The sequence below is a fragment of the Amycolatopsis sp. cmx-4-54 genome (assembly GCF_046548895.1).
Lineage (GTDB): Bacteria > Actinomycetota > Actinomycetes > Mycobacteriales > Pseudonocardiaceae > Amycolatopsis.
The window spans coordinates 864,224-879,934 of sequence record NZ_JAEBEJ010000002.1; the positions used below are offsets into that span (position 1 = coordinate 864,224).

Consider the following 15,711-nt stretch of genomic DNA (forward strand, 5'->3'; position numbering starts at 1 on the left):
AGCTAGCGGGCGGCACCGACAAGTTCGGCGGCTTCGGTGGCGGTTCCGGCCGGCTGCGGGCGGAAGGTGCCGCGCAGCAGCCACACCACCACGGCGAGCGCGAACCCGACACCGCCGGCGGCGAGGAACGCCGCTTCGTGCCCGGCGTGCTCGACGAGGTAGCCGCTGATCGACTGCCCGAACGCGAGCCCGAGGGTCACCGCGGTGAGCACCCAGCCGAACGCCTCGGCCGCCGTGCCCTTGGGTGCGGCGATCTCGATGGCCGCCGAGTGTGTCGTCGACTGCGGCGTGATGAGCGCGCCCGCGGCGAGCATGGCGAGCGCGAGACCCCAGAGCGAGCCGGGCAGCGCGAGCAGCGCCACCAGCGCGCCGAATCCGGCCAGCAGCACCGGCAGCCGCAGGCCCATCTGACGCGGCCAAGGGCGCAGGCTGTACGCGACACCGAACGCGACCGAGCTGACCGACCACGCCGAGAGCAGCAGCCCGCCGATGGAGGTGTTCCCCGCCTCGGTGGCGGCCGCCGGGACGGCGACCTCGACGAACCCGATCACGGCCCCGAAGCCGAGCGCGGCGATCGCTAGCGTGCGCATCCCGGGGCTGGCCAGCGCGCCGAGCACCCGCTGGTTCGACGACGGCGACGGTCCCCACACCCGCACGATCGGGCTCAGCGCGAACAGCACCGCGCCGGCGATCATGGTCAGCGAGCCGGTCACGATGCCGGTGCCCGCCCATGGCGCGGCGATCAGCAGGCCCGCGAACCCGGGACCGAGGATGAAGAAGACCTCCATGCTGATCGCCTCGTAGGAGAACGCGGCGTTCCGCGTCGGCCCGGCGGGCAGCAGCCGTGTCCACAGCGCCCGGGAGGCCGAACCGACCATCGGTTCCGTGATCCCGGTGCAGAAGGCGAGCGGGACCAGCAAGACGGTCGGCGCGTGCGCCTCGATCGCGAACACCAGCCCGGTCATCGCCAGTGCGAAGAGCACAGTGGTGGTCAGCAGCGGCCTCGTCGGCCCGAAGCGGTCGATGAGCCGTCCCTGCACGACCGCGCCGACGGAGACGCCCACCAGCGACCCGGCCGAAACCAGCCCGGCCGAGGCGAAGGAGCCCGTCTCGCGCTGGACGTAGAGCAGCGCGGAAATGCCGATCATCGCGATCGGCAGGCGGGCGAGCAGGGACGCGATCACCGCCCCGCGGGATCCGGGCGCGGTCAGCGCGGCTCGGTAGTCGGCGAGGGAGGTGCGGTGGCTCTCGGCGGAAGCGGGCACAGACTGGGACACGCGTACCAGTATGAACACTTTGGTACGCGAGTACCAGATCGGCGGCGGTAAGTTTGGTCACCGCCGGTTTCGGGTACTACGCGCCTTGGACTGCTCTCGGTTCGTCACGATCAGGTAACAGTCGGCCCATTCTGGGTCATTCGGGGCAACAAATTGACGCGTTCGGCGTCCTTGAGAGTGAAAGAGCTTGAGTTCTCGGCCGATGGCCGTGGATGGTTGTACGACAATCACACAGTCTCCAGCTCCCTCCGGCGTACGGGTCGGGGCCTTTGTTCCGGAGGGCGGGGAGCGCGGATCGTCGGGGGATGGTCCGCGCACAGCGAAGAGCCGGTGCGCCACGTCGGGGGTGGCGCCCGGCTCTTCGTTGTGTCAGGCGCCAGGATGCAATGAAGGGGCCTTTCATCGCAAAATTTGCGATGAAAGGCCCCTTCATTGCACGTGAAGCAAGGGACTAGCGGGCGCGGCGGGCCAGGCGCTCCGGGTCCAGGATCAGCACGCTCTTGCCTTCGAGCCGCAGCCAGCCTCGGTGCGCGAAGTCGGCGAGAGCCTTGTTGACGGTCTCGCGCGAAGCGCCGACGTACTGGGCGATCTCTTCCTGCGTCAGGTCGTGCGTGACCCGCAGCAGACCGGCTTCCTGGCTGCCGAAACGCTGCGCGAGCTGCAGCAGCGCGCGCGCCACGCGGCCGGGGACGTCGGTGAAGATCAGCTCGGCGACCATGTTGTTCGTTCGGCGCAGCCTGCGGGCGACCACGCGCAGTAACTGCTCGGCGATCTCCGGGCGGGTGGAGATCCACTGCCGCAGCGCCGGGCGGTCCATCGTCACCGCGCGGACCTCGGTCACGGTCGTCGCGCTGGACGTCCGCGGGCCGGGGTCGAAAATGGACAGCTCGCCGAACATGTCGGACGGGCCGAAGATGCCCAGCAGGTTCTCGCGGCCGTCGGGTGACTTGCGGCCGATCTTCACCTTGCCGGACTGGATGATGTAAAGCTTGTCGCCGGGTTCACCCTCGTTGAAGATGACATGCCCGCGAGGGAACTCCACGGATTCCAAGGTCTGTGCCAGCGCCTCGGCGGCTGCCGGCTCAACACCCTGGAAAATGCCCGCTCGGGCCAGGGTTTCGTCCACCTCGGGTGCCTCCTCATCGAGATACGACGTCGATCCTCATTCTGCCGAGGACCGTGTCGTCGATCACTTTTCGCGTCAGTCTAGGTCGTGCGCGCGAGATCGCTCGTCGGCACGCCGAACGTGCTGGCGGCCGGGAACGATCTCGCTCGAACGTGGAGCCTAACTCCGCACGCGTCGCGCGCGAAGCCTGGCCGCCTTCCCGCCCAGCCTGCGCAGCCGGAAAAGCTCGAGCGCGCGCCCGATGCCGTGCCCGTACAGGGCCCTGACCTCGTTGGGCTGAGCCTGCTCGAGGAACTCCTCGACCTCGTTCTCCTGCACCGCGACGTGCTTGAGCCTGGTCTCCACGCGTTCCATGAACAGCGCGAAGAACATGATCACCAGTGGCACCAGGATGACGAACCAGACGGTCATGCGCCCTGCCCAGGGAATTCCGAAAAGTTGTGCATTACTCCAGATCCTCGCTCATGGCGTCCTCGATCGAAGCGCCGAGGTGGTGCTCTGGCGTGTCGGCCGTCGACCGGCGGGTGCTCCCACTGGCTCGTCCGATGGCGCCCGTAGGCTATCGGGGTGCCTCCTGCCCCTGCCAATGCCCCCCGTGCGGGGGGTAAGGGTGAAAGCCGGCTCGCAGTGGTGAGACGCGCCAGGCGGATGAAGCGTTGCCTCGACGACGAGTTCCCGGACGCGCACTGTGAGCTTGACTTCACCACTCCACTCGAATTGCTGGTCGCGGTCGTGCTTTCGGCGCAGACCACCGACGTCCGCGTGAATCAGGTCACGCCCGCGCTCTTCGCCCGTTATCGCACGGCCGCCGATTACGCCGGCGCCGACCGCGCCGAACTCGAGGAGTACCTCCGGCCGACGGGGTTCTTCCGCGCCAAGGCGAACTCGGTGATGGGCCTGGGCGCCGCCCTGGTGGAGCGCTACGACGGCGAAGTGCCCGGCAAGCTGAAGGACCTCGTCACGCTGCCGGGTGTCGGCCGCAAGACGGCCAACGTCGTGCTCGGCGACGCCTTCGGGGTTCCCGGGATCACCGTCGACACCCATTTCGGCCGTCTCGTCCGCCGCTGGGGCTGGACCGAGGAGGAGGACCCGGTCAAGGTCGAGCACGCCGTCGGTGAGCTGATCCCGCGCAAGGAGTGGACGCTCCTCTCGCACCGGACGATCTTCCACGGCCGTCGCGTGTGCCACGCCCGCAAACCCGCCTGTGGTGCCTGCCCGCTGGCGAAGATGTGCCCCTCGTACGGAATCGGCCCGACGGGCTTCGAAGAGGCCGCGAAGCTGGTCAAGGGCGAAGAACGCGAGCACATCCTGGAACTGGCGGCCCGCCGGTGACCAGGGTCACCAAACTGGCTCTCGGCGCCGCCGTACTCGTGGTGGCCCTGATCGTCGCGCTGCTCACCACACGTGACGGCCAGGCACCCGCGAAGACGTCGGGAGATCTCACAGCCGCGCGGGCGAAGGCCGCTCTCGCACCCTGTCCGCCGCCTGGGCCGGGCGAAGTGGCGAAGCTGCGCGGAGTCGACGTCGAATGCCTCGGCGACGGCTCCCGGGTCGACCTCGCCAAGGTGCTCTCGGGCGGGCCCGTTCTGGTCAACCTGTGGGCGTCGTGGTGCGAGCCGTGCCGCGCCGAACTGCCGTTGCTCCAGGAGTACGCCGCGCAGCCGGGTGCCGCGCGCGTGCTCCTCGTCCAGGTCGCGAGCTCCGGGGCCGACGGGCTGGCGATGCTGGCGGGACTGGGGGTCCGGCTGCCGTCCGTGTTCGACGGTGACGGACAGTCAGGCCCGGTGCGGACGGCACTGAAGGTCCCTTCCTCCCTCCCGGCGACGTACCTGGTCACGGCGAGTGGTGACGTCCGGCTCATCGAGAACCCACGCATCTTCCTGAACACTGACCAGGTGCGCGCCGCTGTGGAAGGGACACCATGACCGGCCCCCTCGTCGATCCGGAGGCCGTGCCCGCCTGGTTGCAGCCGCTGGTCAAGATCAGCGGCGAGGTCGGCGCGGACGCGTTCAGCCGGTTCAGCGTGCCGAGGGACGCGACCTACCGGTCCGCGTCCGTCCTGATGCTCTTCGGCGAGGGCCCGCAGGGGCCCGACATCCTGCTCCAGCGCCGCGCCGACACGCTCGGCTCGCACGCGGGTCAGGTCAGCTTCCCCGGCGGGGGCGCCGAGCCGGAAGACGGCGGCCCGGTCGGCACCGCGTTGCGTGAAGCGGAGGAGGAGACCGGCGTCGAACCCGAGGGTGTGCTGCCGGTGGCGGTCTTCCCGGAACTGTTCGTGCCGGTGTCGAGTTTCGCCGTGACGCCGGTGCTCGCCTACTGGCGGACGCCGTCGCCGGTGCACGCCGTCGATCCCGGCGAGACCGCGGCGGTGGCCAGGGTGCCGATCGCCGAGCTCACCGATCCGGCCAACCGGTTCCAGATCAAACGCGAGGGCTACGACTGGAAGGGGCCCGCGTTCGACGTCGGCGGGATGTTCGTCTGGGGGTTCACGGGCGGCCTGCTGGCGATGACGTTGTCGCTCGGCGGCTGGGAACGGGACTGGGACCGAGGCGACGTCAGGGAGCTTGACGTAGCGTTGGCCGAACATCAGGCGCGGGTCGACGGGCGGCAAGTGCCGGAGAAGGAGTAGGCGCCGGTGAACTGGGTCGACGTACTGGTGATCCTCCTCGCGCTGCTGGCGGGCGTGTCCGGCGCGTTCCAGGGGGTGATCATCGCCCTCCCCTCGCTGGTCGGGGTGGTGCTCGGCGCGCTCGCCGGGATCAAGATCGCGCCGTTGATCGTCGAACTCTTCCAGCATCCGGCGGCGAAGGTCGGCTTCGCGGTGGCCACCGTGGTGTTCCTGGTCGCGCTCGGCGAGACACTCGGTGTCTGGGCGGGCCGGAAGCTGCGGCAGAAGATCAACCCGGACAAGCTTTCCGGCGTCGACAAGACGCTCGGCGCGGTGGTGCAGGCCGCCGTGGTGTTCGTGGTCGCGTGGCTGATCGCGACGCCGCTGACGGCCGTCTCGGGAGTACCAGGGCTGGCCAAATCGATCAACAGCTCGGTCGTGCTCGGCGAAGTGAACGACGTCATGCCCGAGGCGGCGCAGGGCTTCCCGAGCGAACTGCGCAAACTGCTGGACGCGTCCGGCTTCCCGTCCATTGTGGACCCGTTCCAGAAGCCGAACGTCGAGGACACCAGCCCGCCGGACACCGCGTTGCAGGCGAGCGCGATCGTCAAACAGGTGCGCCCCAGTGTCGTGAAGATCCGCGGCAACGCCACTTCGTGCTCGCGGGCGCTGGAAGGCAGCGGATTCGTCGTCGCGCCGCAGCGCGTGATGACCAACGCGCACGTCGTCGCGGGGACCGACGAGGTCGCCATCGAATCGACTTCGGGCAAGTTCCCGGCCAGGGTCGTCTACTTCGACCCCGAGGCCGACGTGGCCGTGCTCGCGGTGCCGAGGCTGCAGGCGCCGGTGCTCCCGTTCACACCGCGCGTGGCGCGGGCCGGCGACAACGCGATCGTGCTCGGCTACCCGCTCGACGGCCCGTACACCGCGACGCCCGCCAGGGTGCGCGGCCGGATCAACCTGCGCGGACCGGACATCTACGAGGCCAACACCGTGCAGCGTGACGTGTTCACCGTGCGCGGGCAGGTGCGCAGCGGCAACTCCGGCGGGCCGATGATCAACCCCGAAGGCGAGGTCATCGGGGTCGTCTTCGGTGCGGCGGTCGAGGATCCGGAGACCGGCTTCACGCTGACTTCGGAGCAGGTGCGGCCGGTGGTGGAGACGGCTCCGGCGCTGAGCGCGAACACGTCGACCGGTCCTTGCGCCAACTGAGCCCACTCACGTGCGATGAAGGACTCCTTCATCGCACGCGCGCGGGGTCAGGAGTCCGCGGAGAGGCCTTCGCGCCACGAAGCGACCGTCTCGTCCACGTCCAGCGGCCGTGCCCGCAGCACCGGACCGCCCGCCGGACGCCGGTGCTCGGCCCGGATCCGATCGTTCAGGTCCTCGACGATCTCCCGCACCCGCGCCTCACGACGTACGCGAGCAAGTGTGTCCGGCAGGTCGTCGAGCTCCTTCGCGATCGCCAGCGACGGCGGCAGCAGCGCCGAAACGTCGTGCCCTTCGGCGCGGACCTTGTTCACCACCCAGGCCAGCGCGGTGTCCGTGCCGTCCGTCTTCGGCAGCGGCTTCCCCGCGCCGGGGAGGTCTTCGAACTCGCCCTTCGCCTCCGCGGCGCGGACCTGCTTGTCCACCCAGGACTCGAACGTCACGCCCGTCGGTTTGCGCTCGGTCATGCTTCCAAGATACGGAGGAAGTCCAGCAGCGCGGCCGACGTGCGTTCCGGGGCCTCCAGCTGCGGGAAGTGCCCGATGCCGGGCCAACGCTCGAGGCGAGCGTCCGGGGCCCAGCGACGTGACGCCGCGGCGGTGTCGGGCAGGACGCACTTGTCCTCCTCGCCGTGCAGTTGCAGCACACGGGGGGCGAAACGGCCTCGCAGCGCTTCGCTGAACCGGCGTCCTTCGCCGCGGAACTGCGCGCGGAACGCCCATCGGTAGTACTCGAGGGCGCTGTGCGGCACCCCCGGCACGAGCATCGCCTGCCGGAAGGTCCCCACCGTCTCGGTGAAGTCGGAAGTATCCGTCCACTGTGGACCGGACCAGGCGCGGAAGAGTTCTTCGACGGCGAGCGCGTCGTCCTTGACCAGCCATTTTTCCGGCGCCATCGGCGTCTGGAAGCGGAACAGATGTCCCGAAGCGCGCAGCTGCCCCGGCCGCCGGACGGCCCGGCGCAACGCCAGCGGATGCGCGCCGCCCAGCACGCTGACCGACGACACCAGCCGCGGGTGCAGCGCGCCGACCGTCCACGCGAGCATGCCGCCCCAGGCATGCCCGACGAGATGGGCCTTGCGCGCGCCGAGCGACTTGATCAGCCCGCCGACGTCGCCCGCGAGGGTCCAGGCGTCGTAGCCACGCGGGGGTTTGTCGGAGTCGCCGTACCCGCGCAGGTCGACCGCGACCGCGCGGAAACCGGCATCGGCGAGCGCCGTCAGCTGGTGATGCCAGGTCCACCAGAACTCGGCGAACCCGTGCAGCAGCAGGACCACCGGCCCGTCGCCGAGTTCGGCGACGTGCAGCCGGATGCCGTTGGCCGAGACGTCACGATGGGTCCACGGACCGTCGATCCGGACGATCGACGGATCCGGTGTCGCCTGCACCGACTCGAAAACTTCTCAGTCGCGGTCCGCGGGCGCGGCGTCTTCGGCGCTGTGACGCGGCTTGAACGCGGCGGCGGTGTCCTTGAAGCTGTTGATCGTGCGCTCCGGCGCCTTGATCTTCTTCACCTTGCGGTAGCCGAGGAAGCCCGCGACCGCCGTCGCGACGAGCATCAGCCCGAACACGATCGCGAACGCCGCCCAGCGCATCAGCCACTCCGACAGCAGTTCGCCGAGGAAGAAAAAGAAGAAGAACGAGCTGTACAGCCCGATGACCAGCGCGACCAGGAAGAAGATGGCGCCTTTGAGGCCCTTCTTCGCCTCCGCGACGACCTCGGATTTGGCCAGCTCGACCTCGGCGCGGATCAGCGTCGAGACGTGCTGTGTGGCATCGCCGACGAGCTTCCCGAGGGACTGCTCGCTCGCTACCACGTCGTCATCGCTCGACAGGGGGAGGTAGGGCACGGCCCCCACGCCGTCGGGGCCGGTACGTTCGTGCTTGGGGCTGCTCACACCGGCCATCGTGCCACGTGCCCCGATCACGGGCGCGACGGACCGGCGAGTGTCGCTTCTCAATCTTCGCGCGCGTGCACCCGGCTGCGGTGCAGCAGCATCGCTGCGGCGGCCAGCGAGGCGACCGCCGAGGCGATCAAGACCGCCATCTTGGCTTGGTCCACGGCCTCGCCGTCGAGCGCGAGGTCGGCGATCAGCAGGCTCACGGTGAACCCGACACCGCCGAGCATCGACAACGCGCCGATGTCCCGCCAGCCCATGCCCCTGGGTTTCTCCGCGAGCTTGAACTTCACCGCGAGCAGGCTGGCGCCGAAGATCCCGACCAGCTTCCCGCCGACCAGGCCGACCAGCACGGCCAGCGGCAACGCCGTGGTGAACACCGCTCCGAGCGACTCGGCGTCCACTTTGATCCCCGCCGCGAACAGCGCGAACAGCGGCACCGCGACCGCGGCCGACCACGGCTGCAGCCGGTGTTCGAGCCGGATCGCGGGCGCGTGCTCCTCGCCCTCGTCGGCGCGGACGCGGGTGAGCAGGCCGAGCGCGACGCCGGCGATCGTGGCGTGGATGCCCGCCGAGTGCACCGCCACCCAGGTGATCAAGGCCAGCGGCACGTAGATCCAGGCGCTGCGGACCCGGCGGTGCTGCAGGTAGGCGTACAGCGCGAGGGCGACGACGGCAACGCCCGCGGCGACGAGGTCGAACTTCGCGGTGAACAGGATCGCGATGAGGAGGATCGCGCCCAGGTCGTCGACCACCGCGAGCGACAGCAGGAAGACCCTGGCGCTGCTCGGCAGGTTCGACGCGGTCAGGGCGAGGACACCCAGCGCGAAGGCGATGTCCGTGGCGACCGGGATGGCCCACGCGCGTTCGATGCCCGGCGCTCCCCAGCCGACGGCCAGCGCGACCAGCGCTGGGACGACCATGCCGCCGACCGCGGCGACCACCGGCAAAATCGCCTGCTTGAACCGCGAAAGTTCACCGACCACAAGTTCGCGTTTGAGTTCGAGCCCGGCGACGAAAAAGAACAACGCGAGCAGGCCGTCCTTCGCCCAGTCGCCGATCGTCAGATTCAGGTGGAGGAATTCGGGGCCGAGCCGGAAATCGCGGATCGCGCGGTAAATGTCGTCGATGGGCGAATTGGCCCAGATGAGGGCGATCGCGGTGGCACCGAGCAGGATCATCCCGCCGGTCGTCTCCGTGCGCAGGTAGCGGGCGAAATCTGCGACGGCTTTCGCGGGGCGGGTAGGGCCGGACAAGGCATCCTCCGGGGTTTCGGCAACGACGAACACTGTTGCCGACCAGACTTCCCGGCGCACCTTGACGTGATTTTAACGCCTCAAGCTGCGGAAATCTCGTCTTCATGACGGTGACCACAAGATCATGCGGACGTCGGTGTCCCGTCCACTCGGTGGGCTTCTAGCATGTCAATCGGAAACCGACAACGATGTCTGCACTAAGGACGGCATGGTGAGTACCTCTACCGAGGTCCAGCGAGACACGAGGTTTTTCGGGCACCCACGAGGGCTCGCGAACCTCTTCGGCGTCGAGATGTGGGAGCGTTTCTCGTTCTACGGGATGCTCGGCATCCTTCCGATCTACCTCTACTACGAAGTCAGCCAGGGCGGCCTGGCGCTGCCGAAGGCCTCCGCGCTCGGCATCGTCGGCGCGTACGGCGGCATGGTCTACCTGTCGGCGGTGATCGGCGCCTGGGTCGCGGACCGGGTGCTCGGCTCGGAACGCACGCTGTTCTACAGCGCGATCCTGATCATGATCGGCCACATCAGCCTCGCCGTGCTGCCCGGTCTGGCGGGTATCGGTGTCGGCCTCGTCTGCGTGGCCGTCGGCAGCGGCGGGCTGAAGTCCAACGCCACCGCCATCGTCGGGACGCTGTACGCGCCGGGCGACGAGCGCCGTGACGGCGGTTTCACGATCTTCTACATGGGCGTGAACGTCGGTGGCTTCGTCGGACCGCTGCTGACCGGGCTCGCGCAGAGCGAGATCGGTTTCCACGTCGGCTTCGGGCTCGCCGCGGTCGGGATGGCGCTCGGCCTGATCCAGTACACGATCGGCCGCAAGAACCTCGGCGAGAAGGCGAGCGAGGTCCCCAACCCGCTGCCCGCGTCGCGGCGCCCGCTGGTCTTCGGCGGTACCGCGGTGGGTGTCGCCGCGATCGTGCTGCTCGTGGTCTTCGGCGTGATCAACCCGGCGAACCTGGTCGACGTCGTCGTCTGGGCCGTCGCGGTCATCTCGGTGATCTACTTCGTGGTGATCATCAGCAGCAAGAAGATCACCGCCGACGAACGCAGCCGGGTGTACTCGTTCATCCCGATGTTCATCGCGAGTGCCGCGTTCTTCTCGCTGTACCAGCAGCAGTTCACCGTGGTCGCGGCCTACACCGACGAACGACTGAACCGGACGATCTTCGGCTGGGAGATGCCGGTCGCGTGGGTGAACTCGATCAACCCGGTGTTCATCATCCTGTTCGCGCCGGTGATCGCGGCGATCTGGACGAAACTCGGCTCGCGGCAGCCGTCCTCGCCGATCAAGTTCGTGCTCGGCACGGTCACCATGGGCGTGGCGTTCCTGCTGTTCCTCCCGATGGTCGGCAGCGGCAAGAACGCGAGCCCGCTGCTCGCGCTGGCAGGCATCCTGTTCGTGTTCACCATGGCGGAGCTGATGCTTTCGCCGGTCGGTCTCTCGCTGTCGACGAAACTCGCGCCGGAGGCGTTCCGGACGCAGATGGTGGCGCTGAACTTCCTGTCCATCTCGCTCGGTACGGCGATGTCCGGGAAGCTCGCCGAGTTCTACACGGTGGACGACGAAGCGCCGTACTTCAGCATCGTCGGCGGGGCGGCCATCGTGGTCGGTGTGGCGCTCCTGGTGGCGACGCCGATGATCCGCAAGCTGATGAAGGGCGTTCACTGACGCCGCTTCATGCCGCACTGACGAGCGATCCTCGAACGTGCTGAAAGGGCCCTTCGCCGCATAGGAAGCGGTGAAGGGCCCTTTCGCTGCTTCAGGTGGGCCGGGCCGCGTGATTGGACGGACGACACGCGTGATTGGACGGACGACACGCGTGATTGGACGGACGACACGCGAAACGCGGCCTAACCGACGGTGATCCCGAAAAGCACACCGACGTAGTAGGTCACCAGCATCGTCAGCGCGCCGACACCGACGTTGCGCGCGATCGCGCGGCCGACGCGGGCGTCGCCGAGTTTCGCGCTGATGAACCCGGTCAACACCAGCCCGACCAAGACCGCCGACGCGCACGCCCAGACCCGCGCCGAGGTCGGCGTCCACGCGATCGCCAGCAGCGGCAGGAGCGCGCCGACGGTGAACGCCACGAGCGACGCCCACGCCGCCTGCCACGGGCTGGTCAGATTGTCCGGATCGATGCCGAGTTCGGCCTCGGCGTGCGCCTGCAGCGCGTCCTTTTCGGTCAGTTCGCGGGCGACCTCGGCGGCGAGTTCCGGCGAAAGACCCTTCTCCTCGTAGATTTCCGCGAGTTCCCGTTCTTCGGCCTCGGGCATCTCTTTCAGCTCGCGCTTTTCCAGCCGCAACTGCGCGCGTTCGGTGTCGCGCTGCGTGCTCACGGAGACGTATTCGCCACCCGCCATGGAAAGCGCGCCCGCGACCAGTCCCGCGATTCCCGCGGTGGCGATCGCGGTGGAATCGGTGGTCGCGCCCGCGACACCGACCACGATGCCCGCCACCGAGACGATCCCGTCGTTCGCGCCGAGAACCCCGGCGCGCAGCCGGTTCAGCCTGCCGCCGAGGTCCGCGTGGGGTTCGTGAGGATGTGAAGTCGATACGGTATCGGTCACCGTTTCAGTGAAACACAAAGAACGGTATCCGGCGAGTGAAGGCCGGTTTGGTGAATAGAGGCAATCCTTATTGACTATTGCCTTGCCTGACTCATCGGCTACGTTGTGCCCGTGGCGGAGATGGTGATCCTGATCGGGCTCCAGGCGTCCGGGAAGTCGACGTTCTTCCGGCGCGAGTTCGCGGGGACGCACGTCCACGTCAGCAAGGACACCTTCCCCAACGCCCGGCGGCCGCAGGCTCGGCAGCTGCGGATGCTGGCCGAGGCGCTCGAGGACGGCCGTTCGGTGGTCGTGGACAACACCAACCCCTCGCCGGAGGAATGGGCACCGCTGGTCGAAGTCGCCAGACGGTACGGCGCGCGGGTCCTCGGGTACTGGTTCCCGCCTGATCTCGAAGGCTCCCGAGAGCGCAACGCGCGCCGGACGGGGAAAACCCAAGTGCCCGACGTCGGTCTGTATGCGACGCTCAAACGCCTCAGGCGCCCGAGCGCCGAAGACGGTTTCGACGAGCTGTACACCGTCGGTTTCGACGGCGAAGGCGGTTTCGTCGTCGAGCGGGGGTGAACCATGGACGTCGGTGATTTCGAGGCGCGGCAACGGGAACGCGAGTGGTTCCACGGGCTGACCGTGCCGCCGGGAGCCTGGACGGTGCTCCGCGTCGACGGCCGGGGCTTCTCCAAGTTCACCGAAGCGCGCTTCGAGAAACCGTTCGATCCCCGGTTCGCCGACTGCATGGCCGAGACCGCGAGCGCGTTACTGGCGGAGTTCGCTTCGCCTTACGTATACACGGAAAGCGACGAGATCTCGGTCCTGCTCGCCCCTTCCGCCGATCTCTTCGGCCGGGGCGTAGAGAAGCTCGTGTCGATCTCCGCCGGGATCGCCTCGGCCGCGTTCACCCACGCGGCCGGGGTGCCCGCGCACTTCGACGGCCGCGTTTGGCTGGGCACGACGGCGGACGACGTCGTCGACTATTTCTCCTGGCGCCAGGCGGACGCGGCCCGATGCGCGCTCAACGGCTGGTGCTACTGGATCCTCCGCAAGACGGGGAAATCGGCGAGTGAGGCCGGAGCCGTTCTCGACGGTGCCGGCGTCTCCGAGAAGAACGAGCTGCTCTTCGCGCACGGCGTCAATTTCGCCGAAGTCCCCGCGTGGCAACGGCGGCGTCGGGCTGTACTGGGAGTCCTACGAGCGCACCGGATTCGATCCGGTGCGCGAGGTCGAAGTCTCCGCGACCCGCCGCCGCGTCCGCGTGGAGCGCGAGCTGCCGATGAAGGACGAGTACCGGGCCTTCCTCGGCGAGCTGCTTCAGCCGATCGGTTCGGGCAGCCGTCGCACGGTGTAGGCGAGTTCGATCGTCTCGCCGGTCGCCGGGTCGCCCAGTTCCACGCGCCAGGAGCCGGCGAACTGGTCGACGCCGTGCACCATCGGGATGGTCCCGGAGATCAGCACGGTGCCCGGGGCGTAGAGGTCCCGCTCGCGCAGGACGTCCAGCCAGTACGACGGCGGCAGCAGTTCCGCGAGCTTTCCTTGCTGGATCAGGTTTTCTCCGGCCCAGGCGGACAGCGTGAGGTCGTCGAGCCGGTCTTCGACGTCCACGAGCCGCCACGCCTTGGCGGCGAGGACGTCGGGGCCGGCGTTCTTGCTCCACGCGACGCCGTGCGCTTCGAGCGCGCGGTCGGTGTGGTCGCAGGCGGCGGTCAGGAGGACGTCTTCGGGCGCGGGGCCGGTGATGACGATGGCCCATTCGGCCTCGCCGGAGGTCCGCTCGTGCTGCACCGGGACCTCGTCGGTCTGGCTCGCCAGGTACGGCGCGACCGGGTAGAGCGCCGGGATCACCGACGGCGCGGGGACGCCGAGTTCGGCCAGTTCGGCCACGTGAGCGGCGACGTCCTCCTGGCTGCGACCGGCGTATCCGGCGTTCAGCAGCGTGTGGACCTCGGTCCGCCGCTCCTGGCCGTCGGGAAGGGTGAAACGCAGCTCAGGCATCGGTCCTCCGAGATTGGGGGTTGCGCATACAGCTTGTATACAAGGAGTATATCCGCAATTCAACCCCTCCCGGCGGGGTTGCGGATCTCCTACGGACGGATGTGGACATGACCTCACCAGCCGGTGACCGGCGTTCGTTGCACAAGGCCTTCGCGGCCAGCCTCTCGGGAACAGCGCTCGAGTGGTACGACTTCGCGGCCTACTCGGTGGCGGCCGCGACGATCTTCGGGAATCTCTTCTTCCCCTCGGAAGACCAGCTCGCGAGCACGATGGCGGCGTTCTCGACCTACGCCGTCGGCTACCTCGCCCGGCCGCTCGGCGGGTTCCTCTTCGGCCGCCTCGGCGACGTGCTCGGCCGCAAGCGCATCCTGGTCATGACGCTCGTGCTCACCGGGGTGGCGACGTTCCTCATCGGTGTCCTGCCCACCTACGAGAACATCGGCGGTTTCGCGGCGGTGCTGCTCGTCGCGCTGCGGTTCGCGCAGGGTGTCGGCATCGGTGGCGAATGGGGTGGCGCGGTCCTGCTGTCGAGCGAATTCGGCGATCCGAACAAACGCGGTTTCTGGGCGTCCGCCGCGCAGATCGGCCCGCCCGCGGGCAACCTGCTCGCCAACGGTGTCCTCGCCGTGCTGGCCGGGCTGCTCACCGAGGACCAGTTCAACAGCTGGGGCTGGCGGATCGCCTTCCTGCTTTCCGGCGCGCTGGTCGGGTTCGGCCTGTGGATCCGGCTCAAACTGGAGGAGACGCCGGTCTTCAAGCAGCTCCAGGAGCGGGGCGAACGCTCGTCGGCGCCGATCTCCGAGGTCTTCCGCACCGAACGCCGCGCGCTGGTCGCGGCCGTGCTGATCCGGGTCTGCCCGGACGTGCTCTACGCGCTGTTCACCGTCTTCGTCCTCACGTACGTCACCACGCACACCGATCTCTCGCGCGGCGCCGGGCTGGCCGCGGTGATGATCGGTTCGGCGTTCCAGCTGGTGCTGATGCCGCTGTTCGGCGCGCTCTCGGACCGCGTCTCGCGACGCAAGATGTACCTGATCGCGACCATCGCCGCCGGGATCTGGCCGTTCGTGTTCTTCCCGATGGTCAGCGGCGGCTCGTTCCTCATGCTGGCGACCGGGATCGTGCTCGCGCTCGTCATCCACGCGGCGCTCTACGGACCGCAGGCCGCGCTCGTCACCGAGCAGTTCTCGCCGCGTCTGCGCTACACCGGCAGCTCGCTGGCCTACACCCTCGCCGGCGTGATCGGCGGGGCGCCCGCGCCGCTGCTGTTCACGGCGTTGCTGGCCGGGTTCGACACGTGGCTCGCGATCGGGGTCTACTTGCTGGCGACCGCCGTCGTGACCATCATCGGTGTCGTGCTCGCCCGTGACCCGGACCGCGAGGAGGCAGCCGCCATGGAGACAGTGCGATGACCTGGACGACCATGTCCACAGTGGAGGGTCTGCCGCTGATCGGCGGACAGGGCCGGTTCCGGACGCTCGCCAGGGCGGAAGGCGGGCTGGCGTACGAGATCTCCTACCCGGCCGGCGTCGCTTCTCCCGTGCACAGCCACGATCACGACAGCATCGTGTACCTGGTTTCGGGTTCGCTGCGCGGCACGCTCGACGGCCGGGAAGTGACCCTCGAAGCCGGCGGCACGATCGTCCATCCGCGCGGTGTCCCGCACAGCGTCGAGGCCATCGTGGACAGCCAGTGGGTCGAGTTCAAGACGCCGCTTCCTTCGCGGCCGCCGATCGCGGAATGAAAAAAACCGGGGCGGGCACTGATATCCAGCGTCCGCC

The 15,711-nt window shown here is 68.7% G+C and carries 18 protein-coding genes and 1 pseudogene; 10 read left to right on the plus strand and 9 right to left on the minus strand.

Annotation, left to right across the window (positions count from 1 at the left end; genetic code table 11):
- Window positions 1-2: 2 nt before the first annotated feature.
- The 3 genes from ACLJQ7_RS09450 to ACLJQ7_RS09460 all read right to left on the minus strand — a co-directional run bounded on the left by ACLJQ7_RS09450 (window position 3) and on the right by ACLJQ7_RS09460 (window position 2,814).
- Entirely contained in the window at window positions 3-1,277 is a 1,275-nt protein-coding gene (locus ACLJQ7_RS09450; protein WP_410647704.1) for an MFS transporter, read from the minus strand.
- 451 nt (window positions 1,278-1,728) lie between these two features.
- Entirely contained in the window at window positions 1,729-2,403 is a 675-nt protein-coding gene (locus ACLJQ7_RS09455) for a Crp/Fnr family transcriptional regulator (protein WP_003081747.1), read from the minus strand.
- Window positions 2,404-2,562: 159 nt separating this feature from the next.
- A complete protein-coding gene (locus ACLJQ7_RS09460) occupies window positions 2,563-2,814 on the minus strand; it encodes a hypothetical protein (protein ID WP_005166943.1) in 252 nt (83 codons plus the stop codon).
- 237 nt (window positions 2,815-3,051) lie between these two features.
- On the opposite strand from ACLJQ7_RS09460, the gene nth reads away from it, so the two are divergent.
- From nth to ACLJQ7_RS09480, 4 genes are read left to right on the plus strand one after another with little or no spacing between them, the layout of a single operon-like run.
- Window positions 3,052-3,735 (plus strand): endonuclease III, encoded by a 684-nt coding sequence (nth, locus tag ACLJQ7_RS09465; RefSeq protein WP_125679879.1) that lies wholly within the window; start codon window positions 3,052-3,054, stop codon window positions 3,733-3,735.
- A complete protein-coding gene (locus ACLJQ7_RS09470) occupies window positions 3,732-4,328 on the plus strand; it encodes a TlpA family protein disulfide reductase (RefSeq protein WP_410647705.1) in 597 nt (198 codons plus the stop codon). The genes nth and ACLJQ7_RS09470 overlap by 4 nt, the downstream gene beginning before the upstream one ends.
- Window positions 4,325-5,032: an NUDIX hydrolase gene (locus ACLJQ7_RS09475; protein ID WP_410647706.1), complete on the plus strand. Its 708-nt coding sequence runs from the start codon at window positions 4,325-4,327 to the stop codon at window positions 5,030-5,032. Before ACLJQ7_RS09470 ends, ACLJQ7_RS09475 begins: the two co-directional genes overlap by 4 nt.
- Window positions 5,033-5,038: 6 nt before the next feature.
- A complete protein-coding gene (locus tag ACLJQ7_RS09480; protein WP_410647707.1) occupies window positions 5,039-6,223 on the plus strand; it encodes a MarP family serine protease in 1,185 nt (394 codons plus the stop codon).
- Window positions 6,224-6,270: 47 nt separating this feature from the next.
- On the opposite strand, the gene ACLJQ7_RS09485 is transcribed toward ACLJQ7_RS09480, so the two are convergent.
- The 4 genes from ACLJQ7_RS09485 to nhaA are packed head-to-tail and all read right to left on the minus strand — an operon-like array spanning window position 6,271 to window position 9,373.
- Complete coding sequence (locus tag ACLJQ7_RS09485; protein WP_410647708.1) at window positions 6,271-6,687, minus strand: DUF1992 domain-containing protein; 417 nt, start codon at window positions 6,685-6,687, stop codon at window positions 6,271-6,273.
- Window positions 6,684-7,607: an alpha/beta fold hydrolase gene (locus tag ACLJQ7_RS09490; protein ID WP_410647709.1), complete on the minus strand. Its 924-nt coding sequence runs from the start codon at window positions 7,605-7,607 to the stop codon at window positions 6,684-6,686. The genes ACLJQ7_RS09485 and ACLJQ7_RS09490 overlap by 4 nt, the downstream gene beginning before the upstream one ends.
- Before the next feature lie 15 nt (window positions 7,608-7,622).
- Entirely contained in the window at window positions 7,623-8,126 is a 504-nt protein-coding gene (locus ACLJQ7_RS09495) for a phage holin family protein (RefSeq protein WP_410647894.1), read from the minus strand.
- Between the two features lie 50 nt (window positions 8,127-8,176).
- Entirely contained in the window at window positions 8,177-9,373 is a 1,197-nt protein-coding gene (nhaA, locus tag ACLJQ7_RS09500) for a Na+/H+ antiporter NhaA (RefSeq protein WP_410647710.1), read from the minus strand.
- Between the two features lie 208 nt (window positions 9,374-9,581).
- Here nhaA and ACLJQ7_RS09505 point away from each other — a divergent pair, with 208 nt between their 5' ends.
- Window positions 9,582-11,042 carry a peptide MFS transporter gene (locus ACLJQ7_RS09505; RefSeq protein ID WP_410647712.1) on the plus strand — a complete coding sequence of 487 codons (1,461 nt, stop codon included), beginning with the start codon at window positions 9,582-9,584 and terminating at the stop codon, window positions 11,040-11,042.
- A 182-nt stretch (window positions 11,043-11,224) separates the two neighbouring features.
- On the opposite strand, the gene ACLJQ7_RS09510 is transcribed toward ACLJQ7_RS09505, so the two are convergent.
- The gene (locus ACLJQ7_RS09510; protein WP_410647713.1) at window positions 11,225-11,944 is read right to left on the minus strand and encodes a VIT family protein; all 720 of its coding nucleotides are present in this window, start codon (window positions 11,942-11,944) and stop codon (window positions 11,225-11,227) included.
- Window positions 11,945-12,064: 120 nt separating this feature from the next.
- On the opposite strand from ACLJQ7_RS09510, the gene ACLJQ7_RS09515 reads away from it, so the two are divergent.
- The 3 genes and pseudogenes from ACLJQ7_RS09515 to ACLJQ7_RS09525 all read left to right on the plus strand — a co-directional run bounded on the left by ACLJQ7_RS09515 (window position 12,065) and on the right by ACLJQ7_RS09525 (window position 13,286).
- The gene (locus tag ACLJQ7_RS09515; RefSeq protein WP_410647895.1) at window positions 12,065-12,508 is read left to right on the plus strand and encodes an AAA family ATPase; all 444 of its coding nucleotides are present in this window, start codon (window positions 12,065-12,067) and stop codon (window positions 12,506-12,508) included.
- A 3-nt stretch (window positions 12,509-12,511) separates the two neighbouring features.
- Window positions 12,512-13,045 (plus strand): annotated as a pseudogene (locus ACLJQ7_RS09520) (tRNA(His) guanylyltransferase Thg1 family protein); the annotation flags it as partial.
- Window positions 13,002-13,286, plus strand: coding sequence for a hypothetical protein (locus ACLJQ7_RS09525; RefSeq protein ID WP_410647714.1), 285 nt, complete (start codon window positions 13,002-13,004; stop codon window positions 13,284-13,286). The pseudogene ACLJQ7_RS09520 and the gene ACLJQ7_RS09525, both read left to right, overlap by 44 nt.
- On the opposite strand, the gene ACLJQ7_RS09530 is transcribed toward ACLJQ7_RS09525, so the two are convergent.
- Window positions 13,250-13,930 carry a DUF2848 domain-containing protein gene (locus ACLJQ7_RS09530; RefSeq protein ID WP_410647715.1) on the minus strand — a complete coding sequence of 227 codons (681 nt, stop codon included), beginning with the start codon at window positions 13,928-13,930 and terminating at the stop codon, window positions 13,250-13,252. The two genes, ACLJQ7_RS09525 and ACLJQ7_RS09530, sit on opposite strands and share 37 nt — an antisense overlap.
- 107 nt (window positions 13,931-14,037) lie before the next feature.
- On the opposite strand from ACLJQ7_RS09530, the gene ACLJQ7_RS09535 reads away from it, so the two are divergent.
- Together ACLJQ7_RS09535 and ACLJQ7_RS09540 are read left to right on the plus strand one after the other, a co-directional pair.
- A complete protein-coding gene (locus ACLJQ7_RS09535; protein ID WP_410647716.1) occupies window positions 14,038-15,342 on the plus strand; it encodes an MFS transporter in 1,305 nt (434 codons plus the stop codon).
- Complete coding sequence (locus ACLJQ7_RS09540) at window positions 15,339-15,674, plus strand: cupin domain-containing protein (protein ID WP_410647717.1); 336 nt, start codon at window positions 15,339-15,341, stop codon at window positions 15,672-15,674. Before ACLJQ7_RS09535 ends, ACLJQ7_RS09540 begins: the two co-directional genes overlap by 4 nt.
- The last annotated feature ends 37 nt before the right edge of the window (window positions 15,675-15,711 follow it).

Coding starts and splice junctions, on each gene's coding strand:
- ACLJQ7_RS09460 (WP_005166943.1), bottom strand. CDS start 2,814: ATGACCGTCTGGTTCGTCATCCTGGTGCCACTGGTGATCATGTTCTTC.
- nth (WP_125679879.1), top strand. CDS start 3,052: ATGAAGCGTTGCCTCGACGACGAGTTCCCGGACGCGCACTGTGAGCTT.
- ACLJQ7_RS09475 (WP_410647706.1), top strand. CDS start 4,325: ATGACCGGCCCCCTCGTCGATCCGGAGGCCGTGCCCGCCTGGTTGCAG.
- ACLJQ7_RS09485 (WP_410647708.1), bottom strand. CDS start 6,687: ATGACCGAGCGCAAACCGACGGGCGTGACGTTCGAGTCCTGGGTGGAC.
- ACLJQ7_RS09495 (WP_410647894.1), bottom strand. CDS start 8,126: ATGGCCGGTGTGAGCAGCCCCAAGCACGAACGTACCGGCCCCGACGGC.
- ACLJQ7_RS09505 (WP_410647712.1), top strand. CDS start 9,582: ATGGTGAGTACCTCTACCGAGGTCCAGCGAGACACGAGGTTTTTCGGG.
- ACLJQ7_RS09515 (WP_410647895.1), top strand. CDS start 12,065: ATGGTGATCCTGATCGGGCTCCAGGCGTCCGGGAAGTCGACGTTCTTC.
- ACLJQ7_RS09530 (WP_410647715.1), bottom strand. CDS start 13,930: ATGCCTGAGCTGCGTTTCACCCTTCCCGACGGCCAGGAGCGGCGGACC.
- ACLJQ7_RS09535 (WP_410647716.1), top strand. CDS start 14,038: ATGACCTCACCAGCCGGTGACCGGCGTTCGTTGCACAAGGCCTTCGCG.
- ACLJQ7_RS09540 (WP_410647717.1), top strand. CDS start 15,339: ATGACCTGGACGACCATGTCCACAGTGGAGGGTCTGCCGCTGATCGGC.